At 75.9% G+C, this 15,112-nt stretch carries 13 protein-coding genes and 1 pseudogene; 2 read left to right on the top strand and 12 right to left on the bottom strand.

Features of this window, described 5'->3' with window-relative positions; all coding sequences use genetic code 11:
- On the bottom strand, nucleotides 1-847 hold an 847-nt coding region (locus AB0C87_RS28055), incomplete at its 3' end, for a hypothetical protein (RefSeq protein ID WP_360580317.1).
- A 373-nt stretch (nucleotides 848-1,220) separates the two neighbouring features.
- Between AB0C87_RS28055 and AB0C87_RS28050 the strand changes: the two genes are divergently transcribed.
- Nucleotides 1,221-1,472 (top strand): hypothetical protein, encoded by a 252-nt coding sequence (locus AB0C87_RS28050; RefSeq protein ID WP_345177991.1) that lies wholly within the window; start codon nucleotides 1,221-1,223, stop codon nucleotides 1,470-1,472.
- 73 nt (nucleotides 1,473-1,545) lie between these two features.
- On the opposite strand, the gene AB0C87_RS28045 is transcribed toward AB0C87_RS28050, so the two are convergent.
- The 3 genes from AB0C87_RS28045 to AB0C87_RS28035 all read right to left on the bottom strand — a co-directional run bounded on the left by AB0C87_RS28045 (nucleotide 1,546) and on the right by AB0C87_RS28035 (nucleotide 4,687).
- Complete coding sequence (locus tag AB0C87_RS28045) at nucleotides 1,546-2,799, bottom strand: NAD(P)-binding domain-containing protein (RefSeq protein ID WP_345177989.1); 1,254 nt, start codon at nucleotides 2,797-2,799, stop codon at nucleotides 1,546-1,548.
- 28 nt (nucleotides 2,800-2,827) lie between these two features.
- Nucleotides 2,828-4,117 (bottom strand): ATP-grasp domain-containing protein, encoded by a 1,290-nt coding sequence (locus AB0C87_RS28040; RefSeq protein WP_345177987.1) that lies wholly within the window; start codon nucleotides 4,115-4,117, stop codon nucleotides 2,828-2,830.
- Nucleotides 4,118-4,510: 393 nt separating this feature from the next.
- Nucleotides 4,511-4,687 (bottom strand): hypothetical protein, encoded by a 177-nt coding sequence (locus AB0C87_RS28035; RefSeq protein ID WP_345177985.1) that lies wholly within the window; start codon nucleotides 4,685-4,687, stop codon nucleotides 4,511-4,513.
- On the opposite strand from AB0C87_RS28035, the pseudogene AB0C87_RS28030 reads away from it, so the two are divergent.
- Nucleotides 4,602-5,006, top strand: a pseudogene (locus tag AB0C87_RS28030) (glycosyl hydrolase); the annotation flags it as partial. The gene AB0C87_RS28035 and the pseudogene AB0C87_RS28030 sit on opposite strands and share 86 nt — an antisense overlap.
- A 239-nt stretch (nucleotides 5,007-5,245) precedes the next feature.
- Here the strand turns inward: AB0C87_RS28030 and AB0C87_RS28025 are convergent.
- From AB0C87_RS28025 to AB0C87_RS27990, 8 genes are read right to left on the bottom strand one after another with little or no spacing between them, the layout of a single operon-like run.
- Nucleotides 5,246-6,685 (bottom strand): glycosyltransferase, encoded by a 1,440-nt coding sequence (locus AB0C87_RS28025; RefSeq protein ID WP_360580314.1) that lies wholly within the window; start codon nucleotides 6,683-6,685, stop codon nucleotides 5,246-5,248.
- On the bottom strand, nucleotides 6,678-7,865 hold the full coding sequence (locus AB0C87_RS28020) for a GNAT family N-acetyltransferase (protein WP_345177982.1): 1,188 nt from the start codon (nucleotides 7,863-7,865) through the stop codon (nucleotides 6,678-6,680). Before AB0C87_RS28020 ends, AB0C87_RS28025 begins: the two co-directional genes overlap by 8 nt.
- Nucleotides 7,862-8,620: a Wzz/FepE/Etk N-terminal domain-containing protein gene (locus AB0C87_RS28015; protein ID WP_353835608.1), complete on the bottom strand. Its 759-nt coding sequence runs from the start codon at nucleotides 8,618-8,620 to the stop codon at nucleotides 7,862-7,864. Before AB0C87_RS28015 ends, AB0C87_RS28020 begins: the two co-directional genes overlap by 4 nt.
- Entirely contained in the window at nucleotides 8,604-9,737 is a 1,134-nt protein-coding gene (locus AB0C87_RS28010; protein WP_360580312.1) for a glycosyltransferase, read from the bottom strand. The genes AB0C87_RS28015 and AB0C87_RS28010 overlap by 17 nt, the downstream gene beginning before the upstream one ends.
- The gene (locus AB0C87_RS28005; RefSeq protein WP_345178176.1) at nucleotides 9,734-10,411 is read right to left on the bottom strand and encodes a polysaccharide deacetylase family protein; all 678 of its coding nucleotides are present in this window, start codon (nucleotides 10,409-10,411) and stop codon (nucleotides 9,734-9,736) included. The genes AB0C87_RS28010 and AB0C87_RS28005 overlap by 4 nt, the downstream gene beginning before the upstream one ends.
- Nucleotides 10,383-12,080, bottom strand: coding sequence for a lipid II flippase MurJ (locus tag AB0C87_RS28000; RefSeq protein ID WP_360580310.1), 1,698 nt, complete (start codon nucleotides 12,078-12,080; stop codon nucleotides 10,383-10,385). The genes AB0C87_RS28005 and AB0C87_RS28000 overlap by 29 nt, the downstream gene beginning before the upstream one ends.
- On the bottom strand, nucleotides 12,077-13,405 hold the full coding sequence (locus tag AB0C87_RS27995) for an O-antigen ligase family protein (protein ID WP_360580308.1): 1,329 nt from the start codon (nucleotides 13,403-13,405) through the stop codon (nucleotides 12,077-12,079). The genes AB0C87_RS28000 and AB0C87_RS27995 overlap by 4 nt, the downstream gene beginning before the upstream one ends.
- Nucleotides 13,402-14,808: an exopolysaccharide biosynthesis polyprenyl glycosylphosphotransferase gene (locus AB0C87_RS27990; RefSeq protein ID WP_345177971.1), complete on the bottom strand. Its 1,407-nt coding sequence runs from the start codon at nucleotides 14,806-14,808 to the stop codon at nucleotides 13,402-13,404. The genes AB0C87_RS27995 and AB0C87_RS27990 overlap by 4 nt, the downstream gene beginning before the upstream one ends.
- Nucleotides 14,809-15,112: the final 304 nt, after the last annotated feature.

Below are 15,112 nucleotides of genomic sequence, written 5' to 3'. Positions count from 1 at the left end.
CCCTCTCGTGCGCCGGCTCGCCCGCGCTCGCCGCGACCGGGACGGCCGCGGGCCTGGCGTGCGACGCGGCGGCGGGCGCCGCCTCGTCGCGAGCCCGGTCGACGCCGCGCTGCACCTTCGGCTCCTGCTGGGCGCCGGCCGGTGCGCCGTCCTCCAGCAGCGGCTGCTGGTCCGTCACCCGGTGGACGAGCCCCCCGATGACAGGACGCTCCTGAAGGAGGTCGGACACGCGCACGCCCGGCACCCCGGCCTCGTCGGCCACGTCACGCACCTGGCGGACGGCCCGGTCCTTGCCGTCGAGCACATCCTGCTGCCGTGCCCGCAGGTACCGGACGGGGTGCTCTCCGATCTCCCGCACACCACCCGGGACGGCCCCGGAAACAGAGCCGAGGCCAGAGCCACGGCCAACGCCGGGAGCGGAGTCCGAAACGGCCTCGGAGAGAGATGCCCCCTGCCCGCCGCCGCGGACCAGCCCGCCTTGACGGGCCTGGCCGCCGTGGGCGGCGTGGCCGCCGTTGTGGCGGGCCTGACCCTCGTGCCGGGCCTGACCGGCCTGGCCCTTGCGGGCCTGGGGGTCGTGGTCGGCGGTGAGGTGGCGGATGGCGGCCGCGCCGTCCAGGTTGGCGACGCGCGGGGTCTGGTCGAGGAGACCGTGGTCGTCCGGGGCGGCGGCGGGGCGTGCGGCCCGCTCGGCGGCGAAGGCGGAGTGGGTCAGCGCGGAGAGCGTGAGCCATCCCGCGAACGCGAAGCCCGCGACGGCGACCAGGCGGACCAGAACGGAGAGGAGGGCGTGCCGCGGCCGACCCTGCGGGCGCTTCGCCCCGCGCTGGATCGGTTCGGTGTGCACAGCCGCTTCCTCTCGTCGCCATGGCCGTGGCCAGGTCGTTTTCGGGTCCCGGTCGTTCCGGACGGCATGAACGTAGCACCGCCGCAACACCGATCAAGGAGCCATTGGCCGGTCTCCCGCCGTGTCTCCCCATCATTTACCGTGGCATTAATCTGGCTTTTATCTCGGCCGGTTTCCCGGTACCTGTCGCCCTTTTTGCCAGGCTCTTTCTTTTTGTCGAGACGCATGGCTTTCTCCGGAGCCTCGGTGCCCTTGCGGGACCGTCAGGCGCCGCCCCCATGCCTGGCGTCCGGGAGAAGCATGGTGGACGGTATCGGTGCGCTACATTCAGTGAGCGGGCGGTCACAACCGGCCGTCCAGCGAGGAGCCTGCGATGATCGATCCCTCGTCCGCGATGGCGCGCCTGCTGCCCGCGCGCTCCCAGCGCCCCCGGCGCGAGACCCGCCGGTTCGTCACCCGCGCCGACGCCGACCTGATCATGCTCTCCGCCGTTTCCACCGCTCATGACCCGGCGCCCGCGCGCGGCCGGTGCGGCGCGTGGACGCTCTACTCGCGCCTGCAGTGGTCCGTGGCCGTCGCCAGGGCCGAGCGCGCGCGCCGCCGGGCCCGGCCGCCCTGGGGGTGACGGCCGGCCGGTCCCGGAGAGCCGGGAGCCGGCGGGCGCCCTGGGGCGCACCGCCGGCTCGGAGGAGGATTCTTCACCTCTGGGAGGAGGTTCCCGGCTCCAGGAAGGCCGACGGTCGGCTCGCCGGCACCCGCACGCGCGGCGTCCGCCGGACGATGTGGCGCGCGATCCGCCGGGCGGCGAAGTCGGCGCCGTGCACGAACCGCATGACCGGCCCGAAGGTGGGGGCGGCGGCGAGCCCGGCGAAGTAGAGGCCGGACGTGGACGCCTCGAAGTCGCGGCTGAGCACCGGCGCCCCGAGCCGGGTCGTGATCCGGTCGCGCAGCTCGGGCGCGAGCAGGGTGAGCCGCTCGACGTCGGGGACGAACCCGGTCGCGGCGATGACGTGCTCGACCTCCGTGACGAGGCGGCGCCCCTCGTGGTCGGTGGTGGTGAGGGCGACGCCGTCGTCCTGCTCGACGGCCTTGGCGAGCAGGCGCCCCGTCGAGACGCGGATCCGCTCGTCCAGCCGGTCGCGCAGCCACCAGGAGCCCGCCGGCGGGAGCGTCTCGCGGACGATCCGCCGCCGGGTCCGCTCCGGCAGGTACCGGACGAGCCCGGGCCGCTCCGCCCACAGCCACGTCCGGTAGCCGGTGCCGAGCCCGGATCTCGGGCCCTCCCGCAGGAGGGTGCGCGGCGACCGGCGCTCCTCCGGGACGGTGTTCCAGTCGAGGACGCGCCGCCGGGCGATCAGGTGCGGCCGCGCCCCCGCGTCGGCCAGCAGCACCGCCGTCTCCAGCGCGGACTGCCCGGCGCCGACGACCGCGACCTCCTTGCCCGCGAACAGGCCGAGGTCGCTGTGGGCGCTGCTGTGCGAGACGAGCCAGGACGGCATGCCCGTCAGCTGCTCCGGGATGTGCGCGAACGGCCCGACGCCGACCGCGACGACGACCGCGCGCGCCGCGATCGCCTCGCCCGACGACAGCGTGACGAGGTAGCCGCCCGCGACGCCCTGCTCGATCTTCACGACCTGCGCGTCCTCGGTGCCCGGGACGGCTTCGGCGGCGAACCAGCGCCCGTACTCGACGAACGTCTCCAGCGGGATCGGCTGCCCGATCCGCCAGCCCGGATGGCGGTCGGTGAACCGCAGGCCCGCCTGCGGCGCCCCGAGGTTGGAGGCGAACGGCTCGGACTTGAGGTACATGCCGAGCGGCATGTTCGCGTCCCAGAACCGCATCGGCTCGCCGATGACCCGGACGTCCAGCCCGAGGTTCTGCAGGTAGGCCGCGGTCGACAGGCCGTAGGGCCCGGCGCCGGCGATGACGACGTCGCTGGCCGAGTCGCTCATGTTCGATTCCCCCCGTGTGTGCGTGGTGTTACCTGGTGCGGAGCCGTTCGACCGCGCGGAGCGCGCTGCGCCGCCCCATGGCGAGGAAGGGCGGCAGGTCGTCGCCCGCGTACCAGGCGAACTCGTCGGCCTCCCGCAGCGGGCGGAGGGTCTCCCGCAGCGGGCGCAGCCGCGGAAGCCGCGGTGTTCCGGGACCCGGGGGCGTTCCGTGGCGCGGACGCCGGGCCGACCGCGCGAGGTAGTGGTTCTCCACGAGCAGGTGGCGGCCGGGCGCCGGCCGCGCGGCGGGGACGGGCCGACCCGACTGGTGCAGGTGCAGGACCCGCGCGAGGTCGAGGCCGTCGCGGTCGGTGAACAGCCGGAACTGCGCCCCGATGCGGGGGTTGAAGTCCAGCAGGTGGTGGACGCCGGCGCCCGCGTCGAACCGGAAGTCGAGGTCGACGAGGCCGCGGCAGCCGAGCAGCCGGACGATCCGGACCGCGTGGCGTTCGAGCTCGGGGCTGGCGACCCACTCCCCCGCGACCGTGTGCCCGGCCTGCGGCGGGTGCGCGAGGTGCTTGCGGCCGGTCCCGCCGAACAGGCAGTCGCCGTCGTCGTCGAAGTAGCCCTGGAAGAACCAGTCGCCGCCCGCGGGCGGGATGCGCCGCTGCAGGATGAGCGGGCCCGCGCCGCCGTGCGGGTCGCGCTCGCGGGTGGCGGCGAACAGCCGGTGCAGCTCGCCGAGCGTGGGCACCAGCGTGGTGCTGCGCATCCCGGGGCGCATCCGCCACGGCCGCGCCCACTTGGCGATCAGCGGCAGGCCGAGCGCGGCGGCGGCCTCGTCGACGTCGGCGGCCGACTCGGGCGTGAGGCTCGGCGGGCAGGGGACGCCGTGCCGGTGGCACGCCTCCAGCAGCCGGGCCTTGTCGGCGACGCCGCGGGGGACGCCGGGGTCCTGGCGGGGGAAGACGAAGTGGGGCCTCAGGCCGTCCGCGTGCTCGGCGACGAAGATCGCTCCCGCGTCGTCCATCGGGACGAGCAGGGCGGGGCGGCCGATCCGCTCGGCGACGGTCCGCAGGTGGGCCAGCAGTTCGTCCGGGCGTTCGGCGGGCGGCCCCCAGGGGTGCCCGCGGAACAGGTAGCGGGAGCGGGACGCGGGGTTGCCGCGCCCTTCGAGGAGGGCGTGCACGGGGACCCCGGCGCGGCCGAGGCTGCGGATCACCGCCAGCGTGCCGTGGTGGAACAGGTTGCGGTCGGTGCGCAGCAGCAGGACGGGAAGGCCCGGGTCGAGGCGCGCGTTGCGGGGCTGGACGGCCCGCGGCCGGCTGTCGAAGAACATCCCCTCAGGCCCATTCCCTCGTATCGCGGCGCACCGGCATCCCTTCCCCACGGTAAATTTTCACATTTTCCACCCCGCCGACTTTTTCGCGACGGGCTCCCTTGGGCATACGATACGCATGCGAGCTGCGGATATCCATTCGACGGGACGGCCGTTCGAACCCCGGCGAAAAAGGTCGCCGTTCTGGTGTCCGCTCCCTCCTATTCTGGCCGCATCCGTGGTGTTGTTCGCCCTCATGGCGTCGGCACTGGTGACGTGGCAGCAGCCGCGGGCGATTCACCGATGGGCGGCACACGTGCCATTGGGGGCGTTTCTGGGTTCGGGCCCGGAGGGCGTGGCCCGGGTGGCCCGCTTCGAGCGCTGGCTCGGCTCGACCGTGACGGTCGGGCGCACCTACCTGCCGGGCGACGACTGGGAGGCGATCGAGGGGCCGCGGGCGATGCTGGCCGCCTGGGCGCACTGGAAGGCCGCCGACCAGCGGCGCATGCTCGTGCTCAACGTCCCGATGATGGCGCCGAACGAGGCGGGGATCCCGGTTCCGGTGCTGGCCTCGCTGCTGCGCGGCGGCATGCGCGGCACGTTCGACGACCACTACCGGACACTCGCCGAACGGCTCGTCTCCCTGGGCGTCGGCGACGCGGTCATCGTCCTCGGCTGGGAGATGAACGGCGAGGTCTACGCCGGACGGTGCGCCCCGGATCCGACCGCGTGGAAGGCCTATTGGCGCAGGATCGTCGGTACCATGCGCGCGGTGCGGGGCGCGCACTTCCGTTTCGATTTCGCGCCGACGCGGGGCCCGGACGCGATCCCGTGGACGGACTGCTATCCGGGTGACGACGTCGTCGACATCATCGGTTCCGACAGTTATGACCAACCCGAGGGAAAGTCATTCCAGGATTTCGTCGACGAGCCCTACGGGTTGCGCGAGCAGGCGGAGTTCGCGACCGCGCACGGCAAGCCCCTCTCGTTTCCCGAGTGGGGCCTGTTTCGCAATTCCGACAATCCCGCGTATGTACGGGGAATGCACGACTGGATCATGTCGCACGACGTCGTCTACCAGTCGATCACGGACTACTGCCCGCACGGGGTCTGGTCGTGCGGCGGCGGGAATCCCCGCTCCTCCGCCGCCTACCGGGAGCTGTTCGGCGGCGTGACCGCCCCGCCGCCCCCGGGCAAGGGCCCGTTCACCCCGACGCCCGCCGCCCCCGCACCGGCCGCCTCTCCGCCTGCCGCGTCCGCACCGGCCACATCCGCACCGGCCGCCCCGGCATCGGCCGTTCCGGCGCCCTCCGCGCCGGCCCCGCCCGCGCCGCCCTCCGCCAAGCCGTCGGTCAAGGCGCCCTCGAAGCCGCCCAGGCCGCCGAAACCGGTGACGCCGAGGCCGCCGTGGTCGGGGCCGCCCGCCACCGCCCGCGCGTCCGCCAGGGCCTCCGCGGGGGTCTCCCCGAGCCCGGCGACGTCGCGGGTGACGGCCGCGAGGAGCGCCGCCGTCCGGCCGATGTCGTAGGCGGCGGACGCGGCGACCGCCGCGCGCCCCTCCCGCTCGGCGATCCCGGGGAACAGCAGCCGCCCGGCCATCTCCTCGGCGAGCGCGGCGGGGTCCTCGACGGGCACCAGCGCGCCCAGCCCCGGGCGGACGACCTCGGTGATGCCCGGGATGTCCGTCCCCACGAGGGGGCGCCCGGTGGCGAGGGCCTCCAGCGCGGTCAGCGGCAGCCCCTCCCACCGGGACGGCAGCACGATGAGGTTGGACGCCGAGAGCCAGTCGCGCGGGTCCTCCACGGCCGGGACGAACCGGACCCCGGCCACGCGCTCGCGGCGCAGCCGGTCCAGGTCCTCGCCGTCCCCGACGATGGCGAGCTGGGCGGACGGGCAGCGCGCGGTGACGCCCGGCCAGGCCGCGACCAGGACGTCCTGCCCCTTCTGCCGGGTCAGCCGCCCGATGCACACCGCGAGCGGCACGGCGGCCTCCAGGCCGAGACGGGTGCGGGCGGCGAGGCGCGCGGCGGCGTCGGCGGGCGCGAACCGGCGCCGGTCGACGCCGTTGCGGACGAGCCGGTACGGCCCGCGCACGCCCGCGCGCTCGCCCTCGCGCAGCTCGCCGATCCCGACGCAGACCAGGGCGTCGCTCCACCGGGCGCCGGCGCGTTCCCACAGGCGGCTGAGGGTGTCGGTCCGCCCGGTGGCGGCGAGCCACGACCAGCCGTGCGGCTGGAAGATCGTGGGCGTGCCGGCCGGGCGGCCCAGCAGCCGCCCGGCCAGGCCCGCCTTCGAGGAGTGCAGGTGGACGACGTCCGGGGCGAAGCCCTTCACCAGGCGGCGGAGGCCGAGCGCCTCCAGCAGGGTGCGGGGGCCGGGGGCGCGCCCGGCGTCCCACCTGAGCCAGGGCACGCCCGCCGCCATGCACCGCTCGGGCAGGTCGCCGCCCGGCGGGCAGGCGACCGCCACCTCCCAGCCGCGCCGCCGCTGGTCGCCCGCCGCCTGCCCGACGTAGACGGCGACCCCGCCCGCGTTCGGCTGGCTGACGTGCAGGATCCGCAGTGGGGTGCCGTCCCGCGGGTCAGTCATGGAGCAGCGGGGACGCGCTCCCGGACGGGCCGGCGTGCGCTCCCGGCCCCCCGCGCCGCCGCTCCGCCAGGTACGCGCGGGTCCGGGCGAGGCCGGCGTAGGCGGCGGCCGGCGCGGTCCGCCCGAGGATGATCCGCTCGTTCCGGACGGCCGCCGGCCGCCACTTCAGCTTGTACGGCTCGTCCCCGCGCAGCAGGCTGACGCCCTGGCGGCGCCGGTCCCGGGCGAGGGCGAGGTCCTCGCGCAGCATCATCAGCGAGACGTCCACGCGGGACCGCAGGTCCGGCAGCGCCCCGTAGAGGTAGGCGCCGACGTGGCGGTGCCCGATCAGGACGAGGTCGCTGGCGACGAGCCGGCCGTCCCACCGGTACTGCAGGACGGCGGCGCGCCCGTCGCGGACCATCCCGGCGGCCGCCTCGGCGAGGTGGCGGCGGAACCGCCCGCGGGTGTGCTCGGGGTTGATCGGTCGGCCGCGCCACTGCCGGGCGTGCAGGTCGAGCAGCGCGTGCACGGCGTCGGGGACCTGGTCCGCCGGGACGCTCTCGGCCGTGATGCCGCGCACGTCGATCTTGCGGAGCTTGGCGCGCATCTTCCCGGCGGTGCGGCGCGGGAGCCGGTCCAGGACGGCGTCGATCCCGGCGCCGGTCCCGGGGTCTCCGCCGCCGGCGGGCAGTTCGAGGCACACCGAGGACGGCGTCCGCCACGTCCCGCGCGGCCACTGCGCCGCCACCAGGTGCGCCGCCGAGCCGGGACGCACCTCGCGCAGGTCGAGCGCGCACCATCCGCGTTCGTCCAGCAGGGCCCGGGCGAGGTGCCGGACGGCGCCGTCGGCGTGGACCGGGTCGAGCAGGACGTCGGTGAAGTCGCTCTGGTCTGCGGCGATCGGGACGAGCACCGGGAATCCGTGCCGCACGCCCGACGCCAGCGGCGCCGCCGCGACGAGCCTGCCGCGGCGCCGGACGGTGGCGAGGCGGAGCCGCCCGCGCGTCCCGTACCAGCCCCACCACGACTTGATCCACTCGTAGGACTGGAAGGGCGTCGCGGCCGGGCTGCGCTCGTAGAGGTCGCGCAGGTCGTCGGCCAGGGCGATGAGGGCCTGCTCGTCCCGGTGCACCTCGGCCGACCACTCGGTGGAGGCGCCGGGCGGCGCGGTCAGCAGGGAGGGCGCGGTCACGGTCACGAGCCCACCTCCACCCGTCCGGTGGGGACGGGACCGGCGATCTTCTCTTCGAGGGCGCCCGCTCCCGCCGCCGACGGGACGTGGCCCCGCTCCCGGCGCCCGGCCCGCCCGCGCCGGCCGCTCATGACGGCGGCCGCGAGCCCGGCGAGCAGGATCCCCGACGCGGTGCCGACGGCGAGGCCGAGCGGCAGGTTCGGCGACGACGGCTCGGCGGGCGGTTCGGCGAGCGTCATCAGCGCGACGCGGACGCCGGTGTCGGAGCGGTGGGACGTCCCGTACCGGACGAGCGCGTCCGCGGCGGCGTTGGCGTACGCGGCGGCGTCGCGGGCCGTCCGGCCGCTGCCCGCGAGCTTGATCAGAGGCGTGTCCGGCGAGGTGGACGCCTGGATGTGCTCGCGGGTGGAGCCGCTCTCCCCGTCCGGCAGCGGGAGCGAGGAGTAGGCGAGGGTCTCCGGGAGCGGCGCGAGCCGCCCGAACGCCTGCGCGAAGCTGACCGCCGCCGGGCCGGACTGGCCCTTCCCGGCGTCCACGACCAGGACGTACGCCGTCGCGGTGTAGGTGGTGGGCGCGAACACGGCGTAGCCGAGCCCGCCGAGGAACCCGGCGAGCACGAACACGATGGGCAGGCCGAAGCGCCGCGCCGTCGCGGTGACCAGCCCGCGCAGGCGCCGGGCGGCCGGGCCGAACCGGCCGGCCCGGCGCACCGTCCTCGGCGGTCTCGGCGGCCTCCTCCTGGCGTCACGTCGCTGCATCATGAGCCCTTTCTCGTATCGGTTCGGCCCCGCCGGCGAACGGGTCGGGGCGGTAGAGCCGGGCGAGCTCGGCGGCCCGCTCGGCGACGGCGTAGCGGGCGACGGCCGGCGCCACCCGCGTCCGGTCGCGGGGTTCGCGCAGGACGCGCCCGAGTTCGGCGCTCCAGACCCCGGCGTCGGAGGGCAGGCGGCGGGCGTCCGGGGCGTCGCCGGGCGGGAGGTGGTCGAGGGCGGGGCAGACGGTGTAGCGGACGGGCAGCCCGGCGGCCAGCCCCTCCAGGACGCCGAGCCCGAACGTCTCCTGGACGGACGGCGCGGCGAGCACGTCCATGGCGGCGAGGGCGCCCGCGACGTCGGAGGTGGCCCCGGCGAAGACCACGCGGCCGGCGGCGCCGCGCTCGCGCGCGAGCCGGGCGAGCGCCTCCCGCGCCGGGCCCGCGCCGACGAGCAGCAGCCGGACGCCGTCCAGCCGCGCGACCGCCTCGACCAGCAGGTCGAACCGCTTGGTCGGGACGAGCCGCCCGACGCCGCCGACGACGGGCTCGTCCGGGCCGATCCCGAGGCGGCGGCGCGTCGCGGCCCGGCGGGCCGGGTCGAACGCGAACGCGGCGGCGTCGACGCCGTTCGGGATCACGACGATCCGGCCGGGGCGCACGCCCCAGGCGCGGAGCCGGTCGGCGACGGCGGGCGACACCGCGACGGTGGCGGACCCGAGCCGCTCGGTCGCCCGGTACAGGGCCCGGACGCCGCGCGTCGTGGCCCGCCCCTCGATGTGGCCTTCGCCGAGCGAGTGCTCGGTGGCGATGACGCGGGGCGCCCCGGCCATGCGCGCGGCGATCCGGCCGTACACGCACGCCCGGTAGAGATGGGTGTGGACGACGTCGTACCGCCCCCGGCGGATCAGCCGGGCCAGCCGGGGCAGCGCCCCGAGGTCCCGGTTGCCGCGCATCCCGATCTCGTGGACGGGCACGCCCGAGCGGCGGATCTCCGCGCCGAGGGCTCCGGCCCGGGTGAGGGTCGCGACCTCGCAGGACACCGGCAGGTGGCGCAGCAGCAGCGCGAGCTGGCGTTCGGCGCCGCCGTGGTCGAGGCCGGTGATGACGTGCAGGACCCGGGTCACACGCGGCTCCTCCGGCGCAGCTCGTGGCGGACGAGCTTGACGCGCAGCCGCAGCGGGCCGTCCCGGTCGCCGACGTAGGTGCGGGGCAGCGCGTGCCGTCCCGGCTCCTCGGGCCGGATGTCGCACGCGTAGTCGTACCCGGCGGCGCGCACGGCCTCGACCTCGCGGGCGGTGGCGTGCCCGTACGGGTAGGCGAAGCCGGTGACCGGTGCCTCGACGAGGTCCTCCAGGACGGCGCGGCTCTCCTCCAGTTCTTCGCGGAGCTCGGTGTCGTCCGTCTCGGGGAGCGAGACGTGGTGGCGGCCGTGCGAGGCGACCTCCATCCCGACGTCGGCCACGGCGCGGATCTGCTCGGCCGTCATGAGCGGCTTGCGCGGACCGTCGTCCCACGCGTTGTAGGTGCCGATGCGCCCGGACACGACGAACACCGTCGCGCCGAACCCGTACCGCACCAGCGCCGGGACGGCCCGGGTCGCGAAGTCGGCGTACCCGTCGTCGAAGGTGAGCCCGACCAGGCCGCGGGCCCGTCCGGCGGCGTGCGCGTCCAGCAGCTCGCGCATGCCGACGCCGCGCAGGCCGCGCGCCCGCATCCAGGCCATCTGCCGCCCGAACCGCGCCGGCGACACCGTCACCAGGTGCGGGTCCTCATCGAAGTGGTCGACCGAGTGGTACATCAGCACCGGCGGCGCGTGCCGGACGCCCTCGGCCGTCCGTGCCGGGAGCTGGGCCGGTTCGGTCAGGTGACTCGGTTCTGTCGGCTTGCTCACTGGTGTCCCCCGATTCGGTGCGGCCGCGCCGGTGGCGCCCACCGAGCGGCCGTGAAGCGATCCATGGAGCGACGAGGCCGGGCCCCGCCAGGACGGCGAGGACGGCGAAGACGGCGGCGACCGCGAGCCCGCCGGCCGCCAGGCGGACGACCGGCGGCGCGTCCAGGGCCCCGGCGGCGAGCGTCCCCGCCGCGCAGGCCCCCGCGGCGGCGAGCACGAGCCGCGCCACGTCCGCGGCGATCCGGCGCAGCGGGACGGGCGCGACGCCGCGGCGCAGCCCGGCGAGCATCAGGACGGCGGCGAGGGTGATGCCGGCGGCGTTCGCGGCGGCCAGCGCGAGCGTCCCGGCGGACGCGGCGAACGCGCCGCCGATCGCCGCCGTGACGGCCAGCCCCGCGGCGAGCACGGCCGCCGGGCGCCAGGTCGGCTTCTTCTGCGCGAAGAACGCGCGGGCGGCGAGGCCGACGGCCATCTGCCCCCACAGGCCGAGCGCGTACACGCGCAGGATGGCCGCGGTGCTCGCGGTGTCGGCGGACGTGAACTCGCCGTGCTCGAACAGGACCCCGATGACGACCGGGGCGAACGCGACCAGGAACGCGGTCGCGGCCAGCACCATCGCGCTCGCGACGGCGAGGTCCTGCCGGATGCGGCGGGCGACCTGCGCGGTGTCGCCGTCCGCCGACGCGCGGGCGAGCCTCGGGAACGTCACCGTCACGATCAGCAGCGACAGCACCATCGGCACCTGCGCGACCTTCTGCGCGTAGTTCAGGTGCGAGATCGACCCGGCGGCCAGCCCGGCCCCGATGAACCGCTCCACGAACACCTGCGACTGCCGCGTGACCGTGTAGACGACGATGGGGGCGATGGCCGCCAGGCCGAGCCGCACGTCCACGCTCCCGGACGGCGCCGCGTCCGGTCCCGCGGGCGCGTCCCGCAGGCAGCGCAGGAACGCCGGGAGCTGCACCGCGACCATCAGGAAGCTGCCGCAGGCGACCCCGACCGCCGCGCTGGTGACGCCGACGGCGCCGGACAGGCCCGCGATCAGCGCGAGGATGCCGACGTTGTAGGCGAGGTAGATGGCGGCCGGCGGCCCGAACCGGTGGTGGGCGCGCAGCGTCGCGCTCATGAAGCCCGCGACGCCGAACGTGACGACGGTGACCGCGGTCAGCCGGACGCACTGGACGGCCGGGCCCTGCTCGGAGAGGCCGGGCGCGAGGACGTCCACCACGGTGGGCGCCGCGACGGCGAGCGCACCGGTGACGACCGACAGGCCGAGCACCATGCGCGGCAGGGTCGTGCCGACGAGGGGGCGCAGGCCGTCCCCGCGCGCGAGGAGCCGCGTGACGACGGGGACCATGAGCAGCGCCATGGCGTCCTCGATCAGCAGCGGCGAGACGGTCTCGGGGATCGTCCAGGCGACGAGGAACGCGTCCGTGCTGCCGCTGGCGCCGAACAGGTCCGCCATGACGAGGTCGCGCAGGAACCCCAGCCCGGTGCCCGCCGCGATGAGCACCCCCGACACCATCGCGGCCCGTCCCACGGAACCGCCGGGAGGCCGCCCGCCGCGCCCGGTCACGGCGCCCTCCCGGAAGGGGACGTCATGACCGGGGAGGCGCCGGCCGCCCCGAACGCGCGGGCCGCCGTGAGGCCGAGGACGACGCCGACGAGCGCGCACGTGGGCCCGCCCAGGTCCGCGTACAGGAAGTTGATCAGCAGGAAGGCCAGGAGCGCGACGCTCGCCAGCCAGAACGGGTCGCGGGCGTCGCGGCGCCTCCACAGCCCGGCGGCGATCGCGGCGAGCAGCGCGGCGAACCCCGCGAGGCCCACCGCCCCCTGCTCGGACAGGAACAGCAAGTACTCGTTGTGCGGCGACAGCAGCGGCTGCCGCACGTAGCCGTTGACGGGATCGGCGGTCTCGCTGCCGGACGACAGCTCGATCGTCGCGTAGGTGTCGCGGTAGGCCGGGAAGTTCTTCACCCCGACGCCGGTGACCGGGTGGTCCTCCCAGATCCGGACGGCCGCCGCCCACAGGTTGTAGCGGTCGTCCACGGACTGGTCCGGGTCGCTGACCGAGCCCACCGTCGACTTCGCGCGCTCCACCACGGCCTGGGACCCGCCGCCCACGGCGCCGAGCAGGACGAGCATCAGCGCGCCGCAGCAGGTCAGCACCTTGACGGCCGTCCACCGGTCGAACAGCACCAGGGTCAGCACGGCGGCGGCGCCGAGCGCGATCCACGTCCCGCGGCTGAGCGCGAGCGCCAGCGCCGCGCCCATGACGGCGATCCCGGCGAGCGCGGACGGGACGGCGGCGGCGCCGTGCTGGGACGCCGTCAGCGCGAACGCGGTCAGCACGAGGAACGCGAACCCGACGACGACCGACATGGCCATCACGTCGAGCGCGCCGAACGTCCCGACCGCGCGGATGTTCTGGCCGCCCATCGACGCGCCGTTCCCGGTGAGCGCCTGCCAGATCCCGTACACCGCCTCCGCGAGGCCGAGGCCGAGCACCGCCCAGCAGACGGTGGCGAGGTCGCGCCGGTCCCGGACGAGCACGACCACGGCGAGCGGCACCAGCACGAAGACCTGGAGGTCGCGGACGAACCCGGCGAGGCTGGTCCCGATGTCGGCCGAGTGCACGGTGCTGATCCCGAGCGCCGCGACCAGCGGCCCGAACGCCGGCAGCGCCCGGCGCGGCAGCCGCGCCCGGCCCGTGGCGAGCATCCCGGCCGCGACCAGCACGAGCACGGCGCTGGCGACGTCCCCGGCCGTGACCTGCGTGCCGGCCCCGGGCGCCTGCGCGCCGGGCGGGATCCCGGCGCACGCCACGGTCGCCGCGACGAGCAGGCTCGGGCGCCTCGGCAGCGGCCTCGCGAGGAGCGGAGCGGCGGCGTAGGTCGTCATGCGGGGTCCCGGAAGAGCATCGCCCGCGCCGTCAGCAGCAGGATCCTCAGGTCGCCGGTGAACGACCAGTGGTCGATGTAGTGGTTGTCGAGCCTCGCCCGCAGCTCGATGGACGTGTCGCCCCGGAACCCGTGGATCTGCGCCCAGCCCGTCATCCCGGCGGGGACGCGGTGCCGCGCCGCGTAGCCGGGGCAGGTCCGGGAGAACTGCTCCACGAAGTGCGGCCGCTCCGGGCGCGGGCCGACGAGGCTCATGTCGCCGCGGATGACGTTCCACAGCTGCGGGAGCTCGTCCAGGGACGTGGCGCGCAGGAACCGGCCGACCCGCCCCATCCGCTCGTCGTCCTTGACGGTCCAGCGGGTGTCGGCCTCCCGCTCGTCCGCGGGCTTCAGCGTCCGGAACTTCAGCAGCACGAACTCCTCGCCGCCGAGCCCGATCCGCCGCTGCCGGAACAGCACGCCGGGACCGCCCTCGGACCGGACGGCGACCGCGCACGCCGCGAGCACCGGCAGCGCGAGCAGGAGGACCAGGACCGCCACGACGACGTCGAGGACCCGCTTGGCGCGGCGGGCCGCCGGGGCGCGCAGCCCCCACTCGATCCGCGCGCACGGCAGCCCCGCGAGGTACTCGCGCCGCCCCGGCGCCACCGGGACGACGTCCGAGGGCGGCTGGACGAGCAGCGTCTCGCAGGGCAGCGCGAACGACGTCCGCAGCACCGCGTCCAGCCGGTCGGGCCGCACGTCCTCGGCCACGACGACCAGCGTCTCGATCCCGTGCGCCTCGACGAGCGCGGGCAGGTCGGAGGTCTCCCCGAGGACGGGCGCCGCGCCCGGGGGCCCCTCCGGGTCCCCCGCGGACACCTGCCCCGCCACCGCGAGCCCGAGGTCGGCGCGCTCGCGCAGGACGTCGAGCACGTGGGCGGAGGCCCCGCCCGTCCCGACGACCAGCGCGGACCGGGCCCGGGAGCGCCGGGTCCGGTACGTGCGGACCATCGCGTTCGCGCACGCGCGCCCGCTGAGCTGGACCGTCCCGCAGAGGGCCGCCGTCCACAGCCAGGCCGAGGCGTCCGCCCGCAGCAGCGCCGCGATCCCGCAGACGAGCAGCGTGCGGAGGACGAGCGGCGGCGCGTCGGAGAGCAGGGCCGGCGCGCGGCGCGCCCGGTACAGCCCGCCCGCGCCGTTGAGCGCGACGACCGTTAACGCGGCGAGGCCCGGCAGGTCGCCGCCCCCGGTGAGGGACACGGCGACCGCCGTCGCGCAGCCGTCCAGGACGGCGAGGCTCACCGGGAACAACCCGGCGAGCATCCGCGTCCTTCGCGGGGTGACCGGCCGGCCGCCCGCCGAAAGCAGTTCCGGTGGGGCCGAGCCGGAGTCGACGGAGAAACTCAGCCCCTGGGCTCTCATCGCGCGTCCCCTTCACAGACAAGCACCTTGCGGGGGCCGTCGCTGGCGGCCGGTGATCAGCATCGCACCTGGTCAGAGCACAAATCGCCGCTTTTAACCGGGGCCGCCGCAGTCTTGAAGAGAAGATCGACGGGACGGTCTCCGCGGCCGCGCGCCGGGCCGTGGCCCCAGAAAGATCATGCGAAGTGGCCACCGCATGCGAACCTCTGCGAGACCATGGACGTCTATAGGTGAGTCGGACGCCGAACCCGGCCGTCCCGCCTCCGGGCGGGCCGGAATAAAGGCCGTTCCGCAACCGATCTTG

The organism is Actinomadura sp. NPDC048021 (genome assembly GCF_040653135.1).
GTDB lineage: Bacteria > Actinomycetota > Actinomycetes > Streptosporangiales > Streptosporangiaceae > Spirillospora > Spirillospora verrucosospora.
This window is presented reverse-complemented; position numbering and strand designations above follow the sequence as displayed.